Below are 24,107 nucleotides of genomic sequence, written 5' to 3'. Positions count from 1 at the left end.
TTCAGACAGCGCAGCAGCGTGCTCTTGCCAGAGCCGCTTTTGCCGATCAGTGCAATCACCTCGCCCGCAGCAATGGACAGCGTGGCATCATAGATCACCTGGTGGGAGCCGTAGGATTTCGTGACGGCGTTCAGTTCGATGAGTGACATGGGCCCTCTCTCAGAGCTTCAGCTTTTCGAGGCGCTTCGCCGCGAAGGACATGGGCAGGTTGATCAGCAGATAAAGCGCCGCGACGATGCCGAAGACGCGGAAACTGTCAAAGGTGGTGCCATTGACCATCTGGCCGGCCCGCATCAGCTCGACAAAGCCGACCATCGAACAGACCGAGGTGGCCTTTACCAGCTGCACCAGAAAGCCCACCGTCGCCGGGGCCGAAAGCCTGAGCGCCTGGGGCAGGATGGCGATGCGCAGCATCTGAAAGCTGGTCATGCCGAGGCTGTCAGCGGATTCCCACTGGGCCCGCGGAATGGCAAGCAGCGCCCCGCGCCAGATCTCTCCCAGAAAGGCCGCAGCGAACAATGACAGCCCCACGGCGCAGGCGACAAAGGGCGAGACATTATAGCCGGTCCGGGCGATGCCGAAATAGATCATGAAAATCACGACCACCAGCGGGATGCCCTGGAAAAGCCGGATCAGGACAGCAGAGGGCAGCGAGACCCAGCGATTGGGAGAGCTGCGCAGGACCGCAACCAGCAGGCCAGAATGCCGCCAAAGATCATCGCAGCGAGGGTCAGGGCCACAGTCCAGCCCAGGCCCTGAAGGATCAGGATCATATGATTCTGGCTGAATTCACGCATCAGACGATATCCTGCATGCGGCGCTCGGTGCCCCAGCTGCCGCTGACACGCCGGCTGATCAGGGCAAAGAGCCCGGCAAAGACCGACGAAAGCACCAGATAGATCGCGGCCACCACGACATAGACCTCAAACGGGCGGAAGCTGGTCGAGGCGAGGTTCGAGGCCTCGTAATTCAGCTCGGGAATGGCGATGGCCGACAGAAGCGAGGTATTGAGCATGATGATGATGAACTGGCCGCTCAGCGCGGGCAGCGCCGCGCGCAGCATTGGCCGCGCTACGACATAGCGGAACTGCTGCAGCGCTGTGAAGCCAAGCGAGTCGCCGGCCTCAAGGAGGCCCTTCGGAATGCCGAGCATGCCCGAGCGCAGGATCTCGGTCGCATAGGCGGCGGAATTGAATGTCACGATGATGATTGCGGCGACATAGCCGGGCATCATCACGCCAAGTTTCGCGAGGCCGAAGTAAAGGAAGAAGGCCTGCAGCAGAAAGGGCGTGTTGCGGACGATCTCGACAAAGATCTGGCTGGGGATGGTCACCCAACGACCCCAGGCCATGCGGCCAAGGATGATCAGCGCCGCGCAGGCGATGCCGATGACAAAGCCCCCACCGCGTAGAGCACGCCGCGCAGCGCCCCGCCGACAAGCAGCGGCAAATGGTCGAGGACCACACCAAATTCCACCGTCACCTCCTGGTTCATTTTTTGAAACAGAATTGTTGACGCGCCCGATCTAGTCAAGCAAAACATTACAAGAATAATTTTTTAGGACGGGAAGATGCTTCGTCAGGGCTACTATATCGTCTCGGCAGGGGGCGCAGGGATCGGTCTTGCAATCTGTCGTGAAATCGCGGCTCAGGGTGGCACAGCCGTGGCGCTCGACCCTTTCAATGCGCCGGCAGAACCGGGGCAGGGATTCTGCATTACCCCTGCGATGTGGGTGATTCTGCACAGGTCGAGGCGCTTGTCGCCGAGCTTGCCGCAGGCCCAATGGCGATTGAGGGGCTGGTGAATTGTGCCGGGATCGCGGGGCCAACCGGCCTGATCGATTCCATCTCTGCCGAAGACTGGCAGCGCGTGCTCGGGATCAATGTGATTTCCGCCGCGATTCTGATCAAGAACGTTTCGCCCGTAATGAAAAAGCAAAGGCGCGGAGCGATTGTGTCGATTTCCTCGGCCTGTACCCGCAACGGTTTTCCGCAGCGCGCGCCCTATGTCGTGTCGAAAGCCGCGCTGGAAATGTTGTCCGAGACCATGGCGATGGAACTTGGCCCCTGGGGCATCCGCTCGAATGTCGTGGTGCCCGGTATCGTCGAGGGCGTCAGGATCGAAGCCGTGGCTCAGGCTCAGGCCGATACGCGTGGCATCAGCTTTGACGAAGCCATTGCGGAATTCACCGCGCGCACCTCGCTGAAAACCATGGTCAGCGGCGAGGATATCGCGAAAAGCGTGCGCTTCCTGCTCTCGGATGAGGCGCGCCATGTCAGCGGCCAGAAACTGGCCGTCTGTGGTAATTTCGAGGGCTATTCCAGTGAAATGGTTGCCCCTTCGCCCGCACCTGAGCGGCAAAACGTCTGATCCCGCGCTTCGCCGCAACAAGGAATGCCGAATGTTCAAGTTCAATAAGACCATCATCAGCTGCGCGGTGACGGGGGGCGTTCATACCCCGAGCATGTCGCCCTATCTGCCGATCACCCCGAAACAGATCGAGGATTCCGCCGTCGAGGCCCATGCTGCCGGCGCCGCCGTCGTGCATCTTCACGCCCGTCTGGATGATGGCCGCCCCACCGCCGATCCGGCGGTCTATGGCCAGTTCGTGCCGGGGATCCGGGCGCGCTGCGATGCGGTGGTCAATATCACCACCGGCGGCGCACCCGGCATGACCATGGATGAAAGGCTCGCCGCCGCGCGTGCGATGTCACCCGATATGGTCTCGCTCAATATGGGCTCGATCAATTTCGGCTTCCATCTGATGGCGGGCAAGAAAAAGGACTGGCAATATGACTGGGAAGAGCGGTTCCTGCTCGAATCCAAGTCGAAATATTCGGTCAACTCCTTCCAGGTGCTGGAAGATATCGTGACTGAACTCGGGGCCGAGGGCGTGGTCTTTGAATGTGAATGCTATGATGTCGGGCATCTCTACAACCTGAAATACCTGCGCGATCAGGGTATTATCCGCGGCCCTATGATGGTGCAGTTCATCTTCGGCTTCCTTGGCGGCGTCGGCGTACACCCGAGCCATCTTGAACATTTCTACGAAACAGCAGAACGGCTGTTCGGGGATGATTACTATATGTCGGTGCTGGCTGCCGGCCGTCAGCAGATGGCATTCGGCACCGCCTCGGCCTGTCGCGGCGGCGGTGTCCGGGTCGGGCTGGAGGATGCGCTTTATATCCGCAAGGGCGAGCTCGCGAAATCCAATGCCGAACAGGTCAATCTGATCGGCGAAATCCTCGACAAGCTGAACATCAAACTGGCAAGCTCGACGGATGTGCGCGAGGCTTTCAACATGCGGCCCCGGATCGGCGTCGCGGCATGAGCGCCCGCAGCCACAGTCGCGAAGCGCTGCTGCGCTTTGCCGACCGCGATGCAATGGGCCATGTCAACAGCCTGAAACTGGCGGAACTGATCGAAGATGCACGGCTGGATTTTCTGGCCGGCATTCCGCTGGCCCGGGATGTCGAATGGCGCCTGGTCTCTTTGCGCGTCGATTTTCACGCCCAGCCGGTCGCAGCGCGCCGCCTTGTCACCCGTTCCGTTGTCAGCCGGATCGGCAACAGCTCTTTTGACATGTCGCATGAGATCTTCGAAGATGACCTTCTGGTCGCCTCGGGTCTGTCGGTTCTGGTGCAGGTCGATCCGCGTAAAGGTGTTTCATCGGCCCTTTCAGGGGCGCAAAAGTCCTGTCTGACCTGACACCCGGAAGTGAGTATGGCACCGCGAAAGACCGAAAAGGCCCGCCCGCCCCAGCTGCGCAGCCTGATGACCCGGCAAAAGCTGATCGATGCCGCCATCGAGCAGCTTTGGGAAAGTGGCTATCAGAAAGTCACCATTGCCGCGATCTCGGCCCGGGCCGGCGTGACCCATGGCGCCCATCTGCATCATTTTGGCACGCGCGAGGATCTGCTGGCCGCGTCGGTTGATGCCCTGTTCCAGCGCAGTGTCGCGGAATATGAGGTGCGTATGGCAGAGTTGCCGCGCGATATGCCCGCCCGCGCCGATGCCGCGCTTGAGCAGCTGCGCCTGGTGGCGATGGGGCGCATTTTCGAAGTGGTGGGGGAATTGCTCTTGGCCGCGCGTACCAATCCCGAGCTCGGCACGCGGATGCATCACTACGCGATCTCGCAGCGCGCTTTGCAAAAGCGGATGTATGAACTGGCCTTCGGCGCGGCTGCCTTGCAGGACAAGCGTATCCTGCTCCTCCTCGACGGGACTTTTGCGATTTTCCTGCGCGGTCTGGCGACCTTGAAAAAGACCCGCAGCGCGGCCGAACTGGAAGAGGCCTGGCTGGCCTGGAAGACCACCGCTCTGCCGGTCCTTCTGGCGCATCTTGCCGAAATCGGGGCGGCAGAACCGCAATCTGCTCAGATCTGAGGCCTTCCGCATACAATCCCGGCCGGGGATCGGTTGTCCGGTGTTTTGCGGCCTTCCGGGCAGGGGGCACGCGCAAAGCAAGAATGCGATGTGATCCATCTCTGCCCGCGCCGCGTATTCCGGGGACAGAGGCTGACAGAACGGAGCAGACCATGGGCCAGGCCATTCTTCTTTATGCGGTGACGGCAGCGGTCTTTCTGGGCCTCGATATGGTCGGCATCCGCTATATCATCCGTCCGGTCTTCGAGGCGCATATCGGGCATCTTCTGGCGGCGCCGCTCCGGCTGGGGCCTGCGGTGGTATTCTATCTGTTCTATGTCGCCGGGCTGCTGTTCTTCGTGTCTTTGCCGGCGCTGAAAGCCGGGGCACCGTTACAGGCCCTGGCGTTCGGGGCGCTGCTCGGGGCGATGTGCTATGGCACTTATGAGATGACGAATTATGCCACGCTGGCAGACTGGTCCTGGCAACAGGTGCTGGCGGATGGGCTCTGGGGTACCGTCCTGACCGGCTTTGCGGCCTGGGCCGGGGTGGCGGCTCTCAGCGGTCGCCTGGCCTGAGTCGCGCGGTCAGCCGCAGCGAGACCGCATAGGGCAGCGCCCTGAGACATTTAATCGCCCAGGTGAACCGTTTGGGGAAATGGATCTCAAAGGCACGCCCCTTCAGACCACGGATTACCTCTCGCGCCGCCTGTTCCGGCGTTATTATCGCGGGCATCGCGAAGGTGTTCTTCGCGGTCAGCCGGGTCGCGACGAACCCCGGGCAGACAAGCCGCACGTCAACACGCGGCGCCAGTTCGGTCCGCAGGGTCTCGGCCAGATTGTTTACCGCGGCCTTGGTCGCACTATAGGGCTGTCCGCCCGGCAGGCCGAAATAGCCCGCGACCGAGCCAAAGAGGACCAGCTGTCCGCCATCACGTAACAAAGGTGGGACGAGGCGGGCGACCTCGAAACTCCCCAGGAGATTTACCGCCACCAGCCGCGCGATGCTCTCAGGATCCAGGTCCGAAACCCGGCCCGGATCATAAAGCGCGGCGGTGCAGATCACCACATCGAGGCTGCCGGGTTCAAGACCGGCCACCACATCCGCGAGGCCCCCCGGGGCCGCCAGGTCGAGGGGCAGTACCTGAGCCTTGTGGCAGCCGGCTGCCAGTAATTCCAGCGCGGCCCGATTGCGCGCCGAGAGGATCAGTCGCGCGCCCTCTTGCGACAGCGCCCGGGCAAGGGCCGCGCCGATGCCCTCGCTTGCGCCGATGATCCAGACCGTCTTGCCGGCAAAGCCCATTGGGTCAGATCCTGAACAGTGGCTGCAACAGACGCGGGATAAGCGCGCGAAACCGCAAAGGCGCGTCGGTCGCCGCAAGGCAGATGCAGGGCGCGTCCGGCCCGGCGACCGGCTGATGGTCTATCTCGTCATGCGCGGTTTCCACGTCACCGGGGCCGAAACGGCCCTCACTGTCTGCAAAACTGCCCTGCAACACCAGGGTCAGTTCCAGCCCACCATGGCTGTGCGCGGGCACCGCGCGCCCAGGCGGAATATAAAGCAGCCGCAGCGAGCCTTCGCTGTCGGCGGACAGGATCTGCTGGCGGATCCCACCGCCCAGCATCCGCCATTTCGGCGGCTGGCCACCAAGCGCCTGCATGACAGGTGCGGGAAAAATGCCAGAGGCCGTCGCCTGCAGTGGGGGTGGCGCGTTATCGTCCAGCGCGGCCAGCAGGCGATCCTGCGCGCCCGGGCTGAGGGTTGCGGGGGTGATGCGATCAAGCAGGCTGCCGCCAAGCATCTCGGCGGCCTCTGCCCGCGCACGGCAGGTATCGCAGAGCGACAGATGCGCTGCGGCAACCACCGCAAAGGGATGGGGAAGGCTGCCCGTTACACAGGCGTCAAGCAATGCGTCTGAAATATGATGCGTGATGGCGGTCATGGCTGCCTCAAAGCGTTCAGGTCGCGCCGCAAGCGGTCCAGGCCCAGCCGGATCCGCGACTTGATGGTGCCAAGGGGCAGGCCGGTCATCTCGCTGATCCGGCTATGGGGCAGATCCTCGAAATAAGCCTGTTCCAGCACCCTGGCCTGATCCGGAGACATCGCATCAAGCGCCCGGCGCAAAAGCGCAGCCTCCTGCCCAAGGGCGAGGATCTGCGCGGCGTCGGGCTCCGAGCCTTCGGGTTCGATCAGCGCATCGGGTTCGGGCGGCGGTTTGCGGCGGATCAGGTCGATATGGCGGTTGCGCGCAATGCGGTAGATCCAGGCGCTGGCCTCGGCCCGGTGCGGATCGAACTGCGCCGCCTTGTGCCAGACCGCCAGCATCACATCCTGTACCACATCTTCTGCGCTGCCATCGCGCAAACCGCCACGCATCAGCATGGCCTTCAGCCGGGGCGCAAATTGCTCGAACAACAACAAAAAAGAGGCCCGGTCGCGCTGGTCGCGCACCGCAAGCAACCACAGGGTCGGATTGGTCCCGCCCGCCATGTCTGATGCTGAGTCTGGTGCCGTGTCTGATGACAAAAGCTCGCTCTCCTTCGCGGTCATCCGGGCGCCTCCGCACGGCACTGCAACGCCCGGATCGGGCGCGGGGATCACATTCAGGGTGCTGCGGCTCTCTGACATCATGGGTTGGATACGCCGGCGCCGGTACAACAGATCACCGCGCAGCGAAAAATGCAATTCCAGCGGGGCATAGTGATCCGGGACCAGCGTGGCTGCGTAATTACAGACAGACAACCAGAGGGGGCGGATGTGCCTTTTGACCTGACACGCAACGCACCACAGAAGATCGCCATCATCGGTGGCGGGATTTCCGGCCTCGCGGCCGCCTGGCTGCTGTCGGGGCATCATCAGGTCACCCTGTTCGAGGCCGCGCCGCGTTTTGGCGGGCATGCCCGCACGGTGATGGCGGGCCTGCGGGCGATGTTCCGGTGGATACCGGGTTCATCGTCTTCAACTACGCCAATTATCCGCATCTGACCGCGCTGTTTCGTGATCTGGATGTGCCGGTGCAGCGCAGCGATATGAGCTTTGGCGTCTCGCTGGGGAATGGCGCCGTGGAATTCGCGCTGCGCTCGGTCAATGCGCTGTTCGCGCAGCGCTCAAACCTGCTGCGGCCCGGCTTTCACCGTATGATCCGTGATATCCTGCGCTTTAACGCGCGGGCAACGGAGACGGCAGCGGGGCGGGCAGACCTCACCATCGAAGCGCTGATCACGGAGCTCGGATTCGGAACCCGCTTCCGGGACCATTACCTTTATCCCATCTGCGGCGCGATCTGGTCGACGCCGGCGCGCGACATCGGTGCTTTCCCGGCTGTGACCCTGTTGCGGTTTCTGGGCAATCACGCGCTGATGTCAAAGGGCGGGCAACATCAGTGGTGGACGGTCACCGGCGGCAGTGTGACCTATGTGACCCGGCTTACAGCCGCGCTGCAGGCGCGCGCTGTCGCCCTGCGCCCGGCCACAAAGGTGCGCGCCGTGTCGCGCGGCCCTCTGGGCGTCACCGTTCAGACACAGGGCGAGGCCGAGCGCTTCGATCATGTGATCCTGGCCTGCCATGCCGATCAGGCGCTGGCCCTTCTCGCCGATCCGTCACCGGAGGAGAGATCCGCACTCGGCGCGGTGCGGTTTCAGGACAATCGCGCCGTTTTGCACGCCGATCCCATTGTCATGCCGCGCCGCCGCACCTGCTGGAGTTCCTGGATCTACCGCGCGGATGAGCCGCAGGCAGAGCAGGCGGTCGGCGTCACCTATTGGATGAACCGACTGCAATCGCTGCCCGAGACTGATCCGCTTTTCGTCAGCCTCAACCCGGGCGCCGCGATAGATCCGGCGCGGATCTATGACGAGACCAGCTTCCGCCACCCGGTCTTTGACCGGGCCGCCATCGACGCCCAGGCCAGGATCAGGGCCATGCAGGGCACGCGGCAGACCTGGTTCGCCGGGGCCTGGCTGCGGAATGGCTTCCACGAGGACGGCTTTGCCAGCGCCGTGCGGATCGCGCGGCAGCTGCTGCCCGCGACGGTCTGAGAGATGGAAGGCGGGCTTGTCTCTCAACTGGCGCAAGGCGCGGTGCTGCATCTGACTTCGGATGTGACCCATGCGAGACGCGGCGCGCGGCGCCATGCCTTTCGCTACCGGGTCGATTATCTGCTGCTGGCGCCCGAGGTCGTATGCCGGCACGGGCTCTTCCGCCTTGGACGCGCCGGCCTTTTCAGCTTTTGCGCGACTGACCATGGCGGCCCCCGGGGGAATGGCAAAGGCGCTGCATGGGCCTGGGAGGTGCTGGGGCAGGCCGGTCTGCGCCGAGAGGGTGCGATGACCCTGGCGCTGATGGCGCAGCCTAGGTTCCTTGGTTTCTGGTTCAACCCGGTCAGCTTCTGGATGGTGTTGCGCGGCGATGATCTTCTTGCTGTGCTCGCCGAGGTCAACAACACCTTTGGCCAGCGGCACTCTTATCTTTGTCACCATGAGGGGTTCACGCCGATCGGGCCTGAAGATCTCATGACCACCGAAAAGGTCTTTCACGTCTCGCCTTTTCAGGACGTGGCCGGGCGCTATGAGTTCCGGTTCCGCGTGACCCCGGCCCGGGTTGCCATGCTGATCCGCCACACAGATGGCAAAGAGGGGCTGATCGCCACACTCAATGCCGCGCCCCGGCCCCTGCGCCAGTCTGGCCTGCTGACAGCCGCCTTCCGCCGTCCGGGCGGCGCGCTGCGGGTCCTGGCCCTGATCTACTGGCAGGCCCTGCGCCTGCGCCTCAAAGGCGTCGCCTATCGCCGCCTGCCCCCTGCGCCCCCTGAGGAAATCAGCTGATGAGCCTGCTACAGACCCGCTTTCTCGCCTCGCTTGAGGGTATCCGGCACGGACGCCTTTGCCTGACCACCCCCGAGGGCCATTGTCATAATTTCGGATCAGAAGGCCCCGAGTCCGTGATCCGGATCACCGACTGGGCGCTGCTTGCCGCGCTGGCGACGCGCGGCGATGTGGGGTTTGGCGAAAGCTATGTCGCAGGCCATTGGGACAGCCCGGATCTCGAAGCGCTTCTGAGCCTTGCCATCCGCAATTTCGATCTGCTGAATGGCCAGGGCAGACCGGGCTGGCTTGCTGCTCTCAGGTTTCGCCTGACCGACCGGCTGCGGACCAATTCGCTCGCGGGCTCGTCACGCAATATCCGGGCGCATTACGATGTCGGGAATGAATTCTACCAGCTCTGGCTTGATCCGGGCATGAGCTATTCCTCGGCTCTGTTCGACGGCACCGATGATCTGGAAACCGCCCAGGCGCGCAAGAATGATCGTATCCTGTCGCGGCTGGCTCCGGGCGAGCGCATTCTCGAGATTGGCTGCGGCTGGGCGGATTTGCCGAACGCGCCGCCGAAACCGGGCGTCATGTCACCGGCTGACGCTGTCGCCCGCGCAAAAGGGCTATGCCGATGCACGGCTTGACGGAGGGGCCGAGATCCGGCTGCAGGATTACCGCCACGCCGGCGGGACCTTCGACAATATTGTCTCGGTCGAGATGATCGAGGCTGTCGGCGAACGCTATTGGCCCGCCTATTTCGCCACGCTGAAAGCGCGCCTTGCCCCCGGCGGGCGGGCGGTCCTGCAGGCGATCACCGTGCCGGATGCCGAATTCTCGATCTATCGCAAACGCTCTGACTTCATCCGTCAGCATATCTTCCCGGGCGGTATGCTGCCCAGCCCGGCGATCCTGCGCCATCAGGGCGCGAAAGCCGGGCTGGAACTGCATGCGAGCTTTTCTTTCGGGCAGGATTACGCTCGCACCTGCCGGATCTGGGCCGAGCGCATGACCGGGGCCGCCCCGCGCATCCGCCGCTTTGGCTATGACGAGCCCTTCCTGCGCGGCTGGCGCTATTACCTGGAGAGCTGCGCCGCGACCTTTGCGACCGGGCGCTCTGATGTGGTACAGGTCGAATTCGGCCATGTCGGCCAAATTGCACAGGCGGCATAAGATGACATCAATCCTCTGGCTGTGCCGCGATTTCCGCTTTGACGACAATGCCGCGCTGACGGCGGCAATCAAGGACGGACCCGTTCTGCCGGTCTTTGTCATCGACACTGCGACGCGTGCGCAAGGCGCGGCCAGCCGCTGGCGGCTGGGGCGGGCCCTGGCCAGCTTCGATGCCGAATGGCAGGCGCGGACGGGCGAGCCGATCACTGTGCTGGAGGGAGAGGCGCCTGATCTTCTTCCCGATCTTGCCATCCGCATCGGGGCCAGCGCCATCCATCAGAACGACTGGCCGACAGCGGCCACCGGCGCCGCGCAGGACGGCCTGCGCCGGGCACTCGCGCCAGGCCCTGTCAGGCTGCATCTGCATGAAGGCCATCTGCTGATCCATCCCTCACGGGTGAAAACCGGCGCGGGAGGCAGCTTTCGCGTCTACACCCCCTTTGCCCGGGCCGTGCGGCTTGCGGGGCCCGACCGGCCCCTGCCGCCCCCTGCTGCAATCACCGCCCTGCCGGCCATCGGCGCGCTGCGGGCCGGACAACTGACCCTCGCGCCGGATATGTATCGCGGGGCGGCGGTTCTGGCGGAACAGGCCTTGCCTGCGGGCGAGGCAGCGGCTTTTGCCCGGCTCGGGGATTTTATCGCCCATCTGCCGGATTACCCCGCCCACCGCGACCGCCCGGATATTGACGCCACTTCGGGTATGTCAGAGCATCTGGCATTGGGGGAGATCAGTCCGCGCCGCATCTGGGCGATGGCGTCGCTGCGTGGCGACATCGACCCCGCGCTTGCCCCGGGGTTGAGAAGTTTCTTTCGGAAATTCTGTGGCGTGAATTTGCCTGGCATCTGCTCCTGGCCTTCCCGCAGTTGGCCGAGACGGCCTGGCGCGCGGACTGGGCGCGCTTTCCCTGGCTTGGCGCCAATCCCGCTGCCCTGGCCTGGAGCCGCGCCGAAACCGGCATCGCGCTGGTTGATGCGGGCCTGCGCGAAATGCGGGTGACCGGGCGGATGCACAACCGGGTCCGCATGGTGGTGGCAAGCTGGCTTACGAAACATCTGCTGACCGACTGGCGCATCGGTCTTGCGCATTTCGAAGACAGCCTGACCGACTGGGATCCGGCCGCGAATGCGATGAACTGGCAATGGGTTGCAGGCTGCGGGCCCGATGCCTCGCCCTTTTTCCGCATCTTCAACCCGGAGAAGCAGGCGGCAAGTTTTGACCCAAAAAGTCTTTACCGCGATCACTGGCTGACGGGCGAAGGGCGAGCGCCTGGCGTGAGACTGTGCCTGCCTCCTGGAACGCGCCTGAGCACCGCGCTCTTACAGACAGCGCCGCGCTCCTGGATCAGGGCCGCAAACGTGCGCTCTCGGCGCTGGAGGCTTTTAACCGCAAATCCAGGGAGCGGGCCGCGCCCCGTTCAGATCAGGGTCCGGGCTGACATACTGCACGGCATCCTGTCATTTCATGTATTCGAGGCGGGGCCGATCGGATCCATCCCGGGCCCCATCGCTTGCCGCAGATCCGGGTGCAGGACGAGAGCGGTTCTGCTCCCGCCGACGGCCAGCGGGCCAGTGTCAAATCCCATCGCCTGCTATATGCGGCCTGCTTCTCTTCCCGTGCTTCCACCCACGGTTCAGCAGATGAACCCCTCACGGGATAACCGCTTCAGAGTGCTCCTGAGGGCCTGTAATGAAAGAGAGAACCGGGCCAGGCCAGGCATCGGCGTGTCGGCTCTGCGGAGATGGCTTGCGCAGCAACCCGGCGTCGGCCTGATGTCCTGAGGCCGGGTGGCGCTCTGCACGCTACAGCGACCTGGACCGGAAGATACGCATTGCCGGCCTGACTGCGGCACGCCCGTTCAGGCTGCGATTGATGTTCATATCAATAAGAGGTTTCCATTCCGTGATCCTGAGTGCCGGGACTGGCGCGCCGGGCATCGGCCGGTGTTAAGGAAGATGGAGTCGTTACTGCTGAATGTTGCACGGGCCCGGGCAACGAAGGCCAGTTTGTCCTCAGTGACTCCGGCTCCTGTCTGATCGGCTGCTCTCCCGCCCGGTGATCGCCCGGGCGGCCTTTTTCAGCGGGTCTTCGCGGCGTGCGCTCAGAACCACCTCCGGGCCTCAGGCGGCAAGACGCTATGCGGTGGCCTCGCGGATACCCGAAGAGGCGCCGATGCTCAGAATGGTTTTGCCCTGGATGGTGCTGGACATCTTTCCACGTCCTTTGTGAAAGTCGGGCTGGAGGGCTCAGGCGTCCAGCCCTCGACGAAAGAAGCGCAATTTTCAGCGACAGAGCGGCGATGCCCTGGGATTTCCCGGGGGAGCCGGCGCGTTGTACGAGACGTTCGCATCCGCCATGCAAAACCCGGAAGCGGCGCAAACCCCGATTGGGCCCGTCACAGACCGCTCCTGGAACATCTGAAACCTTAATAAGGCCCAAGGCGCCTTTGCCACGCCTTAGCGGACGAAGACCATGGGGAAATCCGGAGCCCGCCACCCGGCAGCCAGCAAGGCGCCCCGGCAATGCCGGAGCGCCTTGCTGGATCACATCGTGGCGATATCCATGACGAAGCGGTATTTCACATCGCCTTTCAGCATCCGTTCGTAAGCGGCCTCGATTTCGTCGGCACGGATCATCTCGATATCGGAAGTGATGCGGTGTTTCGCGCAGAAGTCCAGCATCTCCTGTGTCTCGGGATGCCGCCGATCATCGACCCGGCAAGACTGCGGCGGCGCATGATCAGGTTAAAGACATTGGGCATCGGGTGCGGCGTGGCGGGTGCGCCGACCAGCGTCATCGTACCGTCGCGCTTCAACAGCACGAGGAACGCGTCCAGATCATGGGGCGCGGCCACCGTGTTCAGGATCAGATCGAAGCTTTTGGCATGGGCGGCCATCTCTGCCGCGTTGCGCGATACCACAACCTGATCCGCGCCGAGCTTCAGCGCATCGGTCCGTTTTGACTCCGAGGTGGTAAAGGCCACCACATGCGCGCCCATGGCATGGGCCAGTTTGATTCCCATATGGCCAAGACCGCCGATACCGACGACGCCAATCTTCTTGCCCGGGCCCGTCCCCAATGGCGCAGCGGCGACCAGGTGGTGATCCGGCGCAGAGAAGCGGGGCCACGGCGGCCAGCTGATCCTCGGGATGGGTGATCTTCAGCACATAGCGCTCATGTACCACCACCTCTTGCGAATAGCCGCCAAGGGTATGGCCGGGCGCGTCCGGCGTCGGCCCGTTATAGGTGCCGATCATGCTGTCGCAGTAATTCTCCAGCCCGTCATTGCACTCGGCGCAATGCTGGCAGCTGTCGACGATGCAGCCGACGCCGACCAGGTCTCCGGGCCTGTGGCGGGTGACATGTGCGCCGACCGAGGCGACGCGGCCGACGATTTCGTGACCCGGAACACAGGGATACAGAGTTCCGGCCCATTCGCCCCGGGCCTGGTGCAGGTCGGAATGGCAGATGCCGCAGAACAGAATCCCGATCTGCACATCATGGGCGCCGGGCATGCGGCGGGTGATGTTCAGGGGGGCCAGCGGCGCATCGCCTGCCGGTGTGCCATAGGCTTTCACAACCATTTCAGGTCTCCTTTTGTGGTGGGTCCGGCCCGGTTTGCGCTGTGGTCAGCTGCATTCCTGACCCGCAGGGGCTGGCCCTGGATTCCGATCATACGTGTTTCAGCCAGGTCAGACGCCGTATTCGGCGTCGCTTACATGTTCCAGCCAGTCGACGACTTTGCCGTCCTTTACTTCCTGAAGGGCGATATGGGTCATGGCGGTTGCGGGGCTGGCACCATGCCAGTGGCGTTCGTCCGGAGCGAACCAGACAACATCGCCGGGGCGGATTTCCTCGACCGGGCCGCCATCCCGCTGCACCCGGCCGAGGCCAGCCGTGACGATCAGCGTCTGGCCCAGCGGGTGAGTGTGCCAGGCGGTGCGGGCGCCCGGCTCGAAGGTCACACTCGCGCCCTGCACGCGCTCGGGCGCGGCGGGATTGAACAGGGTGTCGATACGGACCTGTCCGGTGAACCAGTCGGCGGGACCTTTGCGCGAAGGCACCTGTCCGGCACGGAATATTTCCATCGGTTTTCTCCTTAAGACATATGATCAAGGCGCAGCGGATAGATGGTCCTGACCCGTAGCGGCGCCACCGCGCCCCAGCCGCGAAAGTAACACAGATCGCCCGGCGTCTCATCACTGATCGGTTGAGCTCTGGTCTGATCCAGGCGGCGGTTCAACAGGTACGTGGCGCAGCCGCCAGATTCCTGCATGCAAGATGTGCCGGCAATGATGCGCCTGGAAACCGCAGCGAGGCCATGCCGAAACTGGCCAGCCTGCCGAAAGGCATCGAAGTGCGGCCCGCCCGCCGCGTCACGCTACTACATATCGGCAAGCCCATGCAGCCAAAGGAGCTGATCGCCCGTACCTGAATCAACATCCGACAGATCGAGGCCGGTTGATTCTATGTCTGGGCGTTTGAGAAGAACAGTGAAGACCCGGGAGTGCGGTCGAGAGGCCGCTGACCATCAACGGATTCTATGAGTTGGCCGATGCGGCGATGTGCGGCTCCGGCATCACCTATGTGACCGAGGACCTCATCGCCCGGCAGGTTGCGACCCGGGCGCGCTAATCGTGGCGCTGGACAACGGGTCACAGACATTTGCGGGTTGCCTCATCCGCTACACAGGCCCCCACCACAGGATCGCGGCGTCGGCGGCGGGTCCTGTTCGGTGCGGCAAGAGGCGCCTATAGTGTCCCTCGCAGAGGAGCAGGTTCAGGGAGGTGGGGAAAGATTGCGCTTCAGAAGGGCTTCTTTCGCGGCGATCACAGCGCTGCTGGTGGTCGCAGCTGTCGGGGTCTTTTCCTGCTGGCGGATGGCGGCGCGTGAGCTGGACGCCGGAGCGCTGCATCTCGAGACCGGACTCGCAGAAAAGCTCGCACAGCATGAGGCGCATCTGACGGCGCTTTCCGCCGTGATCCGCACGGCGGTCGAACAGGGATCCGGCCTTACCGGTGAGAACGCCCAGGGGGTACAAGGGCTTGCGGTGGCGATCCTGGAATTCTACCCGCGCATCATCGGTGTCAGCGTCTCGGCGGATGATGGCAGCCAGGTGATCGGCTTTGGAACTCCGGCCGGGCCGGCCCCGATGCCCGATGAGCCCGCGCCACCCCCCTTGCCCATCCCGGCGCCACACAGACGGCGGCAGACAGCGGGGCCGGAACCTATCTTATCTACAAGCTGGTCCGTCCCGGCCTTGTGGTCCGGCTGAAGATTGATGCCCGCCGGATGCTGGACGAAGCCGCAATCCCTTCCGGGCTCAGCGCGAGCCTTTCGCTTGGCGAGACCATGCTGACGCCGCGCGACAACGTCGCCTCCGCGCCGTTCCGCCTGGCGCTAAGCCGCCAGATCGCCAATCCCACCCAGCCGCTGCGGCTGGATCTTGTGCTGTCGCCCGGTCTCGCGCAGATCCTGCCTTTGCCTGTCCTGGCGCCGCTCCTTGCGCTTGCTGTGGTGCTTCTGTGGCTGAGCTGGCGCAGCATCGATGCCCGCCGGAATGCGCGCCTGCAAGACCAGAAGCTTGCTCTGCTGGAACAGGAGGCGCGCATGGCCCATGCCGCACGGATTGGGCTTTTGGGGGAAATGGCCTCGGGGATCGCGCATGAGCTGTCGCAGCCGGTGGCGGCGCTTTCGGGGCAAAGCCAGGCAGCGAAACGGGCCCTGGCGCTGGACATGCCCGAGATCCTTGCCGCAGCCATCGACGCCAATATCCGCGAGGCCCGGCGCGCGGGTGATATTCTGGGCCGGATGCGCGCCTATATCGGCGGCACGCCGGTCGCGCCCCGGGCCTGGCCCCTGCGCAAGGCGCTGGAGGATGCGCTGCAACTGATCCGCCCCGAGCTGGACCGGCGCGGGATCGTGCTGCGGGTGGATCTGAGCGGTGATGCCACCATCCGCGTCGACCATGTGGTGTTTCAGCAGGTGCTGCACAATCTGCTGATGAATGCCGCCGAGGCGATGGCGCAAACCGCTGCGCCGGTGATTTCCATCACCACACGCGCGGCGGGCGCGGGCATGGTTGCCCTGCGTGTGGCCGATAACGGGCCGGGGATCGCGCAAGACGACATCTCGCGCATATTCCAGCCGTTTTTCACCACGAAACCCGATGGCATGGGGCTTGGTCTTTCGCTGTCTGAGCGCCTGACCGAGGCTATGTCAGGCCATCTTACCGCCGGGAACGACCCCACAACCGGCGGTGCGGTCTTCACCCTTTTGCTGCCGGAGGCGGGGCGTGATGATCTATCTCGTTGATGACGATGCCGCCGTCAGCCAGGCGATGACGCTTTTGCTGCGCACCTATCACAAAGAGGTTACCGGCTTTCCCGATGGCCCGCATCTTCTGGCCCATCTCGACACCGCGCGGCCCGGCGTGCTGCTGCTGGATCTGCGCATGCCGGTGATCAGCGGGCTGCAACTGATTGATCAGCTGGGGCAGCGCGGCATTCACTGGCCCGCGATCATGGTGACCGGTCACGGCGATGTCGAAGCCTGCCGGCGGGCCTTTCGCGCCGGTGTGACCGACTTCCTGACCAAGCCGGTCGATGAACATGCGCTGATGGATGCGATCACCCGGGCCGAGGCACAACTGGCCGCCGATCTGCAGCGCGACGAGACGCGGCAGCTTTTGTCACTGCTGACGCAGCGCGAGGCCGAGGTGCTGGAAATGGTCGCGCGCGGGCTTGGCAGCAAGGATATCGCCACCGCCCTGCACCTCTCGGTGCGCACGGTTGACAGTCACCGCGCGGCGATTGCGGCAAAGCTCGGCACCGCAGCCGTGGCGGAACAGACCCGCGCCTGGATCTCGCTGCATCCGTAATCCTACCGATCCCTCCCCGTTATCCTGCGAATATGGCGCAAAGCCTGCCCCGGTTAGGGTGAGGGCATCAGCATTATGAGGGGACACTATGAAAACGATCATCAGCGCCGCAGCCATCGCCTGTTTTGCCCTGCCGGTCATGGCGCAGGACATTGTCGAATTCCGCAGCCTCGGCACCGGTCTCGCGGTCGAGATTGCCACCGCCACCGTCGCGGCCTGTGCCGCAGACGGCCATAATGTCGCGGCGGCAGTGACCGACCGCGCGGGCATCCTGCTGGCGCTTGTGCGGGCCGAGACTGCGGGCAATCACACTGCGGCTGCCGCCACCGCCAAGGCCTATACATCGGCCGCATCGCGCAACCCGACCAGCGGCATGGCCAAAACGGTCGCCGAAAACCCGGGTGCCGCCGGTCTGGCTGATATCCCGGGGTTCCTTGTGCTGGCGGGCGGTGTTCCCGTGCGGGCAGGCGATCAGGTCATCGGCGCGGTCGGGGTCGGTGGGGCTCCGGGGGTCATCTTGACGAGGCCTGCGCCAATAAGGCGCTTGATCAGTTCGCCGACCGGTTGAAATGATACAAGGACCTGCGGGGGTGCAGCGTTACGCCCCCGCAGGTCGCCACAGCGAAAAGCGGGGCAATGCGATGCGGATGATGATACTTGCGGGAGTTCTGATCATGAGCGGGCCTATGGCACAGGCGGATATTCTGGCAGCCATCAGCGCGGGAGATATCGTCGCGCTGGAACGGGCGATTACCGCCGGCGAGACTGTCGACCTGCAGAATGCATCCGGCCAGACCGCGCTTCTGGTGGCTGTCTGGAAGAACGACATCCCTTCGGCCCGGCTTTTGCTGGCCGCCGGCGCAGATGTGAATGCGAAAGACAACCAGCAGGACAGCCCCTATCTCGTGGCCGGTGCCGAGGGCCGCAGCGAGATCCTCGCGATGATCCTGCGGCATGGCGCCGATCTGCGCAGCACCAACCGCTTTGGCGGCACCGCCCTGATCCCCGCCGCAGAGAAGGGCCATCCCGACGCGGTGGCACAACTGATCCGGGCCGGGGTCGATGTGAACCATGTCAACCGGCTCGGCTGGACCGCGCTGATGGAGGCCGTGGTTCTGACCGATGGCGGCCCGGTCCATCAGGAGATCATCGCGCAGCTTCTGGCGGCGGGGGCCGATCCGGAGATCCCCGATCGCGACGGCATCACCGCGCTGGAACATGCACGGGCGCGCGGGTTCACGAAGATCGCCGAGATGATCGCGCGGCATAAGTGACAGCCCGCCCGGCCCGCCCCATCAGGACGGGAACAGGCCGCCCTCATCTGCGCCAAGTTCGATGGTCAGGGATATATGGTGCGGGCGTGTCAGCGCGAAAATCGACGCCTCCACCACATCCCGGCTCGTCGCCCGCATATTCTTTGCACGGGTGCCGTTTGCGGCCCAGCTCTGCCCGCCAGGCATCGCCTCGTCGAGATAAGGCGGGTTCACCAGGATCGAGCGGAACTTCCCGCCTCTGAACTCTTGCCTCAGCCCTTCGGCAAGCGCCACCTGGCCACGTTTGGCGGCATAGAACGGCACAGAAACCGTCTGCAGCGCCGCATTCGGCAGGCCGCTGATCGAGCCGATGGTCAGAATATCGGGCGCGTCGGACAGCTGCATCAAAGGCCGCAGCCCCTGCACCAGCAGGAATGTCCCGGTGATCGCGGCATTGACGACCGCCATCACCTCCGCTTCGGCATAGGGGGCCTGGCTGGCTTCAAGCCACATCGCGCCATTGTTGATCAGGATATCGACCGGGGCCTGAAATGTGGCGATCCGCGCCACTGCCTCTGTGACGCTTGCCGCATCGGCAAGATCCAGCGCCACGGTCTGCGCAGACTTACCTCCGTGACTGAGCACGGACCTGGCGACGGCTGCGAGATCAGCCTCGCGCCGTCCACACAGGATGAGATTGCATCCCAATGGGGCCAGTGACAGGGCAAAAGCCGCGCCAAGCCCCCGCCCGGCACCGGTGATGACCACTGTTTTCCCGCTCAGATCCATCTCTGCACCTCTCACCGGCTTTGCCTCTATTTCCTGCCAGAGCGCCCCGTTTCTTTCAGAAGACTGACCGCTGAGGTTGCCTATCTGAGCGCGCTGCCCGCCGCCAGTGGCGGTCGGATGATCAGATGCCCGCCGCCACAGCATTGCAGCAAGCAGATCATGATCCAACGCGGCAGGTTGCGGGTGTGGCGGGCAGGTCGGGGACTGTGCAGGCCCCGGCTCTTCAGGCCGCAGACCGGGGCCGGCTCGGTCGTTTGCGGGGCTGCGCTTCGGGAAGGGGCAGGGCGGGCACATCCTGCAAGGCTGCTTCCACGGCACCTTCCAGGGATGTCTCAACAAAATCCGCGCCCAGGGAACGGGCTTCGGCGAGCTTTGCGGGATCAACCGGCGCCGGGCCCGCAGACCCTTCAAGGATCAGATCTTTTGGCATCTGCCAGATCACGATGCCAAGACGCAGCCCCGCGCGCAGCCGTTTGATCCGCCTGATATGCAGCAGGGAGGCCCGTGTGGGCGTTGAATCCAGGAAACACAGGATCACACAATCGGTTTCCGCAAGGTTAAGAGCCGCAAGCCCGCCGGGCGTAAGATCCATATAGGATCTGTGGAGGACCTCGGCGCCTTCCTCCTGCAGGGATTGGGCAAGGATCGCCGCCGAGACATCATCTATGGGCCAGCGCCCGCCGAAACAGGTGATACGCAGCTGCGGCGCAGCCTGCGCTTCGCCGGCGTCTTCGGCCATCAGCGCACCGATATCCGATACAACTGCCATCCCGACCCCGGCGAGCCTGCTTTCCTGTCCGGGCGAGAGCACACCACGGTCGCGATCATCCTGGGCCATCAACAGGGCCGGAAGCGCTACATCACGGTGGAATTCGGCCGCAGTCATATCCTCAAGCAACTCTTCCGCACGCGAGGCCGCCTCGATACGGTCGCCTGACAGCAAACGCTGATAAAACCTCTGGTGACTTGCCAGGACCGGCTCATCCCCGAACAGGATATCGAACAGCTCGAATTGTGGGATGTGACGGCCAAGGACGACCAGACACACGGTCAGCGGGGTCGACAGGACAAGGCCGAGCGGTCCCCAGAGAAAGGTCCAGAAGATCGCAGAGACGATGATCGCCAGCGAGCTCACACCGGTATTGGCCCCATAGAGCCAGGGTTCGATGATATTGGAGGTGATAAGTTCGACGACGGCAAAAAGCGCGGCGGTGTAGAGAACCGCAGACCAGTCTGAGGAAACCGCGAAGGCGAGGAACAGCGGGAAGGCTGCCGCAAGAACCGAGCCGATATAGGGGACGAAGCGCAGAACCAGCGTCAGCAATCCCAAAGGCGGCATTCGGCACCCCGATCAGCCAAAGACCAATCCCGATCGGCAGCGCGTAGATGGCATTGACCAGCAATTGCATCAGAAGATAGCTGCCAACTCTGCCGCCCGCTTCCTCGAGAACCTGGGTGGTCCGGTGCAGATCGGCGGTGCCCACCAGGCGGATGAACCTGTCACGCAGCCTGTCGCGCTCCAGCAACATGAAGATCACCAGCACGATCACAAGACCTGTCGTCGCGATGGGGCTGACGAGCGGGACCACCAGGCTTTGCAGGATTTCAAGCGGGTTGCTGGGCTGCACCACCTGCACCGGCATGGGCTGGGCCGCTGCCGTGCCTTCTCCGGGAGGACGCCACTTATTTCAGAATTGATCGAGGCCGCCATCTCCATCAGGCGCGACATCAGGCTGGCCTCGCCCGAGGCGCTCTGGATCGCATCAAGCTTGCTGATGATATTTGCCTGGAAGCTGGGCAGCTTCACCGCGAGATCCGCCAGCTGATAAAAGACAATCAGGCTGAGCAGGCCGATCACGCTGAAGGCAAGTGCCGTGGCCAGCAGGACAGAGGTCAGCATCGGCAGGCCCATCCTGCGGGCCCCCGAAACCAGCGGTGACAGCGCGAAGGCGATCAGCATCGCGATGGCGATCGGCAGGAAAACATCCTGTGCAACATAAAGGACGGCGGCGACCGCGACGATGGTCGCCATGCGGGGAAGCGTGATCCTTCCGACCGATGAGGATGCGCTTTCAGTCAGAGAGGGTGTTTCCGACATTTGTCACCTGCACTCACATAGCCATGCGTCACATAAATCACGACAGGTCCGGACCTTTTGACCTGCCGTTATCGCTTTCGGGCGTGTCGAAATGCGCCGTCACAACAAACTGTGCCTCATGGCGCGGGCTGCGTCAGTCCTGCACGGTTTGCGCCGATAGTCACCGGCGGCTGGCAGTCTGGCAAGGCAAAAGATCAGCGCAGCACCCGAAGGAATGACCCTGCAGAGGGTGAAGCCGACACAATGATGGCCAGACTGCGAAGGCGTCTTTCATCATCGCCCAGGGCCCCGGGCGGCGGGCGCTTCCTCCGGATGCGGGCGTTTTGCTGCAACCATATTTCGGCGCCGTGTCTGGCAGTTTTCGTCAGGCATGGCCGTAGTTCTCAGCCCGTAGCGCGCCTGTTTTCGCCGGTCTGCAATTTAAGCACGACCTCCAGCAGCTTGTCCTGATCCACCGGCTTGGTCAGCAAGGGGGCGTCCTGAAAGTCACGCGGCAGTTGATCCCGGCTGTAGCCGCTGATGAAACAGAACGGCACGCCGCGCAGCCGCAATGTATGGGCAACCACATCCACCGGCGCGCCGCGCAGATTGCCATCCAGCAGCGCGAAGTCGAAATCCAGCGTGCGCGCCGCGACTATCGCCTCGTCAAGACTGGCCGCAATCTTCACGACCCGGGCACCGGCATCCTCAAGCACGTCGGAAAGCTCCATCGAGATCAGCGGCTCATCCTCGACCAGCAGGACCCGGCTGTCTTTGATGCCATCGCGCTGCGGCACGCCCGGCCGGGCAGCCCTGGTCTCAGAACTGCGCTGCGCGCCGTCAAGGCCAAAGCCGGAATGGATCATGATCCGCCAGATCACCCCGGCCCTGTTCCAGTTAACCTCGACCCGGCCATCGCCGACGCCGTTATGGATCAGATCGGAGCCGAAGCCACGCCGTGTGGGTGTGCTGACCGGGGCCCGCCGGTTTCCTGCCAGGTCAGGCTCAGCCCTTCGGCGTCAATGGTCCAGGACAGGATCACCCGCCCCAGGGCCCGACCTGAAGCCTGCGACAGGGCGCCATATTTTGCGGCATTGGTCCCCAGCTCATGCAGGATCAGCGCGAGGCGCAGTGTCACTTCCGGCGACAGGGCCACATCGGGCCCGCTGACATCGATGAAATCGCGATCGAGGGTGCCGGCTTCGATCTGATCCCTTACCAGCTGGCCCAGTGACGCTTTGGACCAGGTGACATCTGACAGAATGGAATGTGCGCGTGCCAGCGCCTGAAGCCGGCCTGAAAACCGCAGATTGAACTCTGGCAGGGTGGTCGAGGTGCGCAGCGTCTGCCGCATGATCGCCTGCACATTGGCCAGCGTGTTCTTGATCCGGTGGTTCAGCTCTCCGACCAGAAGGGCTCGCACTTTTTCGGATTGATGACGCTCGGTTGTCTCGAGCACCTGCAGGGAAAGCGAAGGGCGGCCGGTTGCCGGGTCGATCACCACCGAACCATAGATTTCGCAATTGATCTCGCCTTTCGCGCCGGTGGCGACGGCCTCGGCACTGTGTCGGGCAACCGTGCCGGCGCCTGCGATCCAGTCCTGGAACTGCGCCAGCGTCTCGGGCCGGAAACAGCCGGCCTCGCCCAGATTGCCACCCAGCACCCGGCCCGCACCGATGCCGAAGATCCGTTCGGCACCGCCCGACCAGCCAAGAAGGTTGAGGCTGGCATCGCATTCGATCACCCCAAGCGGGGAGTTGTCGGCATGGGCCCGCAGCGTGGCAATCGCGAGATCGCGCGCCTGGGCGCTTTCGCGCAGCTCGTCGCGCTGATGCTCGAGGTTGATGGTCTGTTGGGCCAGCCGGTAGAAAACCTCGGCTTTCGAGCGCAGGATGATCGGGTCAATCGGCTTGTAAATATAATCAATCCCGCCGGCCTCATAGCCCTGGAAGTGACGGATCTCATTGTGATCGGCTGCGGTGACGAAGATGATCGGGATCTCTCGCGTCCGCGCGCTGCCGCGCATCAGTTCGGCCAGTTCGTAGCCATTGGTGCCGGGCATCTGGACATCTACAAAGGCCAGACGGAAGTCATAATGCAGCATCAGCTCCAGCGCTTCGGTGGCCGAGCGCGCCTGGTGGATCTCCAGCCCGTCGCGGCGCAGCAACGTCTCCAGCGCGAGCAGATTCTCGGGAGATCGTCAACCAGCAGGAAACGGATGGCTTTATTGGGCATTTTCAATCTTTTCGATATTCGTGCGGCGCCAGATGCGCTCACCCTCGTCATGGGCGCTGAAAGCAGGTTTGATCTTAGAGAACCGCAATGTCTCATGCGAGCCAAGGCCAAGGAAGCCACCACGCACCAGCGATTCAGCGAAGAGCCCCAGAGCGCGGTTCTGGAGGGTTTCGTCGAAATAGATCAGCACATTGCGGCACGAGATCAGATGCATTTCGGAAAACACCTGATCGGTCGCGAGGTCATGTTCGGAAAACAGCGTGCGCTGGCGCAGATGGCGGTGGAATGCCGCGCCGCGATAGGCTGCGGTGTAATAATCTGACAGCGTCGTCTTGCCGCCAGCCGCGCGATAATTCTCGCTGAATTTTTGAACGCGCCCGGTTTCATAGATCCCCGCCGAGGCCTTGCTGAGCGCGCGGCGGTTGATTTCGGTCGCGTAGAACATGGTGCGATCCAGCAGGCCCTCTTCGGCAAAGAGAATGGCCAGAGAATAAAGCTCCTCGCCATTGGCGCAGCCCGGCACCCAGAC

The 24,107-nt window shown here is 63.6% G+C and carries 27 protein-coding genes and 4 pseudogenes; 17 read left to right on the top strand and 14 right to left on the bottom strand.

Annotated features, from left to right (window positions below):
- Nucleotides 1–159: 159 nt before the first annotated feature.
- Both QNO18_RS22220 and QNO18_RS22215 read right to left on the bottom strand, forming a co-directional pair.
- The gene (locus QNO18_RS22220) at nucleotides 160–693 is read right to left on the bottom strand and encodes an amino acid ABC transporter permease (RefSeq protein ID WP_283179678.1); all 534 of its coding nucleotides are present in this window, start codon (nucleotides 691–693) and stop codon (nucleotides 160–162) included.
- A 103-nt stretch (nucleotides 694–796) separates the two neighbouring features.
- Nucleotides 797–1,351: an amino acid ABC transporter permease gene (locus QNO18_RS22215; protein WP_283179664.1), complete on the bottom strand. Its 555-nt coding sequence runs from the start codon at nucleotides 1,349–1,351 to the stop codon at nucleotides 797–799.
- A gap of 347 nt (nucleotides 1,352–1,698) precedes the next feature.
- Here QNO18_RS22215 and QNO18_RS22210 point away from each other — a divergent pair.
- The 5 genes and pseudogenes from QNO18_RS22210 to QNO18_RS22190 all read left to right on the top strand — a co-directional run.
- A pseudogene (locus tag QNO18_RS22210) lies at nucleotides 1,699–2,370 on the top strand (SDR family oxidoreductase); the annotation flags it as partial.
- Between the two features lie 31 nt (nucleotides 2,371–2,401).
- Nucleotides 2,402–3,331 (top strand): 3-keto-5-aminohexanoate cleavage protein, encoded by a 930-nt coding sequence (locus QNO18_RS22205; RefSeq protein ID WP_283179663.1) that lies wholly within the window; start codon nucleotides 2,402–2,404, stop codon nucleotides 3,329–3,331.
- Nucleotides 3,328–3,708, top strand: a complete 381-nt coding sequence (locus QNO18_RS22200; protein WP_283179662.1) for a thioesterase family protein — start codon at nucleotides 3,328–3,330, stop codon at nucleotides 3,706–3,708. Before QNO18_RS22205 ends, QNO18_RS22200 begins: the two co-directional genes overlap by 4 nt.
- A 15-nt stretch (nucleotides 3,709–3,723) precedes the next feature.
- The gene (locus QNO18_RS22195) at nucleotides 3,724–4,386 is read left to right on the top strand and encodes a TetR/AcrR family transcriptional regulator (RefSeq protein ID WP_249497498.1); all 663 of its coding nucleotides are present in this window, start codon (nucleotides 3,724–3,726) and stop codon (nucleotides 4,384–4,386) included.
- 152 nt (nucleotides 4,387–4,538) lie between these two features.
- Complete coding sequence (locus QNO18_RS22190) at nucleotides 4,539–4,943, top strand: DUF2177 family protein (protein WP_283179661.1); 405 nt, start codon at nucleotides 4,539–4,541, stop codon at nucleotides 4,941–4,943.
- On the opposite strand, the gene QNO18_RS22185 is transcribed toward QNO18_RS22190, so the two are convergent.
- Genes QNO18_RS22185 through QNO18_RS22175 form a run of 3 tightly spaced genes read right to left on the bottom strand, consistent with a single transcriptional unit; the run spans nucleotide 4,924 to nucleotide 6,915 of the window.
- Nucleotides 4,924–5,667, bottom strand: coding sequence for an SDR family NAD(P)-dependent oxidoreductase (locus tag QNO18_RS22185; protein WP_283179660.1), 744 nt, complete (start codon nucleotides 5,665–5,667; stop codon nucleotides 4,924–4,926). The genes QNO18_RS22190 and QNO18_RS22185 overlap by 20 nt on opposite strands.
- A 4-nt stretch (nucleotides 5,668–5,671) precedes the next feature.
- Nucleotides 5,672–6,307, bottom strand: a complete 636-nt coding sequence (locus QNO18_RS22180; RefSeq protein WP_283179659.1) for a ChrR family anti-sigma-E factor — start codon at nucleotides 6,305–6,307, stop codon at nucleotides 5,672–5,674.
- On the bottom strand, nucleotides 6,304–6,915 hold the full coding sequence (locus QNO18_RS22175) for a sigma-70 family RNA polymerase sigma factor (protein WP_283179658.1): 612 nt from the start codon (nucleotides 6,913–6,915) through the stop codon (nucleotides 6,304–6,306). Before QNO18_RS22175 ends, QNO18_RS22180 begins: the two co-directional genes overlap by 4 nt.
- A gap of 207 nt (nucleotides 6,916–7,122) precedes the next feature.
- Here QNO18_RS22175 and QNO18_RS22170 point away from each other — a divergent pair.
- The 6 genes and pseudogenes from QNO18_RS22170 to QNO18_RS22150 all read left to right on the top strand — a co-directional run bounded on the left by QNO18_RS22170 (nucleotide 7,123) and on the right by QNO18_RS22150 (nucleotide 12,125).
- Nucleotides 7,123–8,402: pseudogene (locus tag QNO18_RS22170) on the top strand (FAD-dependent oxidoreductase).
- A 3-nt stretch (nucleotides 8,403–8,405) separates the two neighbouring features.
- On the top strand, nucleotides 8,406–9,188 hold the full coding sequence (locus tag QNO18_RS22165) for a DUF1365 domain-containing protein (protein ID WP_283179657.1): 783 nt from the start codon (nucleotides 8,406–8,408) through the stop codon (nucleotides 9,186–9,188).
- On the top strand, nucleotides 9,188–9,820 hold the full coding sequence (locus QNO18_RS25850) for a class I SAM-dependent methyltransferase (RefSeq protein WP_349293929.1): 633 nt from the start codon (nucleotides 9,188–9,190) through the stop codon (nucleotides 9,818–9,820). The genes QNO18_RS22165 and QNO18_RS25850 overlap by 1 nt, the downstream gene beginning before the upstream one ends.
- Nucleotides 9,714–10,346 (top strand): class I SAM-dependent methyltransferase, encoded by a 633-nt coding sequence (locus tag QNO18_RS25845; RefSeq protein WP_349293935.1) that lies wholly within the window; start codon nucleotides 9,714–9,716, stop codon nucleotides 10,344–10,346. The genes QNO18_RS25850 and QNO18_RS25845 overlap by 107 nt, the downstream gene beginning before the upstream one ends.
- Nucleotides 10,294–10,773 (top strand): annotated as a pseudogene (locus tag QNO18_RS22155) (deoxyribodipyrimidine photo-lyase); the annotation flags it as partial. The gene QNO18_RS25845 and the pseudogene QNO18_RS22155, both read left to right, overlap by 53 nt.
- Before the next feature lie 437 nt (nucleotides 10,774–11,210).
- A complete protein-coding gene (locus tag QNO18_RS22150) occupies nucleotides 11,211–12,125 on the top strand; it encodes an FAD-binding domain-containing protein (RefSeq protein ID WP_283179656.1) in 915 nt (304 codons plus the stop codon).
- 851 nt (nucleotides 12,126–12,976) lie between these two features.
- Here the strand turns inward: QNO18_RS22150 and QNO18_RS22145 are convergent.
- From QNO18_RS22145 to QNO18_RS22135, 3 genes and pseudogenes are all read right to left on the bottom strand, one after another.
- Entirely contained in the window at nucleotides 12,977–13,423 is a 447-nt protein-coding gene (locus tag QNO18_RS22145) for a zinc-binding dehydrogenase (RefSeq protein WP_283179655.1), read from the bottom strand.
- Between the two features lie 88 nt (nucleotides 13,424–13,511).
- Nucleotides 13,512–13,859 (bottom strand): annotated as a pseudogene (locus QNO18_RS22140) (alcohol dehydrogenase catalytic domain-containing protein); the annotation flags it as partial.
- 177 nt (nucleotides 13,860–14,036) lie between these two features.
- Nucleotides 14,037–14,432: a cupin domain-containing protein gene (locus QNO18_RS22135; protein WP_283179654.1), complete on the bottom strand. Its 396-nt coding sequence runs from the start codon at nucleotides 14,430–14,432 to the stop codon at nucleotides 14,037–14,039.
- 122 nt (nucleotides 14,433–14,554) lie between these two features.
- On the opposite strand from QNO18_RS22135, the gene QNO18_RS22130 reads away from it, so the two are divergent.
- The 6 genes from QNO18_RS22130 to QNO18_RS22105 all read left to right on the top strand — a co-directional run bounded on the left by QNO18_RS22130 (nucleotide 14,555) and on the right by QNO18_RS22105 (nucleotide 18,498).
- Nucleotides 14,555–14,779, top strand: coding sequence for a hypothetical protein (locus QNO18_RS22130; protein WP_283179653.1), 225 nt, complete (start codon nucleotides 14,555–14,557; stop codon nucleotides 14,777–14,779).
- A 363-nt stretch (nucleotides 14,780–15,142) separates the two neighbouring features.
- The gene (locus tag QNO18_RS22125) at nucleotides 15,143–15,619 is read left to right on the top strand and encodes a hypothetical protein (RefSeq protein ID WP_283179652.1); all 477 of its coding nucleotides are present in this window, start codon (nucleotides 15,143–15,145) and stop codon (nucleotides 15,617–15,619) included.
- Nucleotides 15,620–15,636: 17 nt separating this feature from the next.
- Nucleotides 15,637–16,659 (top strand): ATP-binding protein, encoded by a 1,023-nt coding sequence (locus QNO18_RS22120; RefSeq protein WP_283179651.1) that lies wholly within the window; start codon nucleotides 15,637–15,639, stop codon nucleotides 16,657–16,659.
- Nucleotides 16,643–17,224 carry a response regulator gene (locus QNO18_RS22115; protein WP_283179650.1) on the top strand — a complete coding sequence of 194 codons (582 nt, stop codon included), beginning with the start codon at nucleotides 16,643–16,645 and terminating at the stop codon, nucleotides 17,222–17,224. Before QNO18_RS22120 ends, QNO18_RS22115 begins: the two co-directional genes overlap by 17 nt.
- An 88-nt stretch (nucleotides 17,225–17,312) precedes the next feature.
- Nucleotides 17,313–17,792, top strand: coding sequence for a heme-binding protein (locus QNO18_RS22110; RefSeq protein ID WP_283179649.1), 480 nt, complete (start codon nucleotides 17,313–17,315; stop codon nucleotides 17,790–17,792).
- A gap of 22 nt (nucleotides 17,793–17,814) precedes the next feature.
- Entirely contained in the window at nucleotides 17,815–18,498 is a 684-nt protein-coding gene (locus QNO18_RS22105) for an ankyrin repeat domain-containing protein (protein ID WP_283179648.1), read from the top strand.
- Between the two features lie 21 nt (nucleotides 18,499–18,519).
- Here QNO18_RS22105 and QNO18_RS22100 read toward each other — a convergent pair whose 3' ends face one another.
- The 6 genes from QNO18_RS22100 to QNO18_RS22075 form a co-directional block, all read right to left on the bottom strand.
- A complete protein-coding gene (locus QNO18_RS22100) occupies nucleotides 18,520–19,266 on the bottom strand; it encodes an SDR family oxidoreductase (protein ID WP_283179647.1) in 747 nt (248 codons plus the stop codon).
- A gap of 223 nt (nucleotides 19,267–19,489) precedes the next feature.
- Complete coding sequence (locus tag QNO18_RS22095; RefSeq protein WP_283179646.1) at nucleotides 19,490–20,605, bottom strand: AI-2E family transporter; 1,116 nt, start codon at nucleotides 20,603–20,605, stop codon at nucleotides 19,490–19,492.
- Nucleotides 20,606–20,812: 207 nt separating this feature from the next.
- A complete protein-coding gene (locus tag QNO18_RS22090) occupies nucleotides 20,813–21,364 on the bottom strand; it encodes an AI-2E family transporter (protein ID WP_283179645.1) in 552 nt (183 codons plus the stop codon).
- 383 nt (nucleotides 21,365–21,747) lie between these two features.
- Nucleotides 21,748–22,224, bottom strand: coding sequence for a response regulator (locus tag QNO18_RS22085; protein ID WP_283179644.1), 477 nt, complete (start codon nucleotides 22,222–22,224; stop codon nucleotides 21,748–21,750).
- A 53-nt stretch (nucleotides 22,225–22,277) separates the two neighbouring features.
- A complete protein-coding gene (locus QNO18_RS22080) occupies nucleotides 22,278–23,510 on the bottom strand; it encodes an HWE histidine kinase domain-containing protein (RefSeq protein WP_283179643.1) in 1,233 nt (410 codons plus the stop codon).
- Between the two features lie 57 nt (nucleotides 23,511–23,567).
- Nucleotides 23,568–24,101 carry a CheR family methyltransferase gene (locus tag QNO18_RS22075; protein WP_283179642.1) on the bottom strand — a complete coding sequence of 178 codons (534 nt, stop codon included), beginning with the start codon at nucleotides 24,099–24,101 and terminating at the stop codon, nucleotides 23,568–23,570.
- Nucleotides 24,102–24,107: the final 6 nt, after the last annotated feature.

The organism is Gemmobacter sp. 24YEA27 (genome assembly GCF_030052995.1).
Taxonomy (GTDB): Bacteria; Pseudomonadota; Alphaproteobacteria; order Rhodobacterales; family Rhodobacteraceae; genus Pseudogemmobacter.
This window is presented reverse-complemented; position numbering and strand designations above follow the sequence as displayed.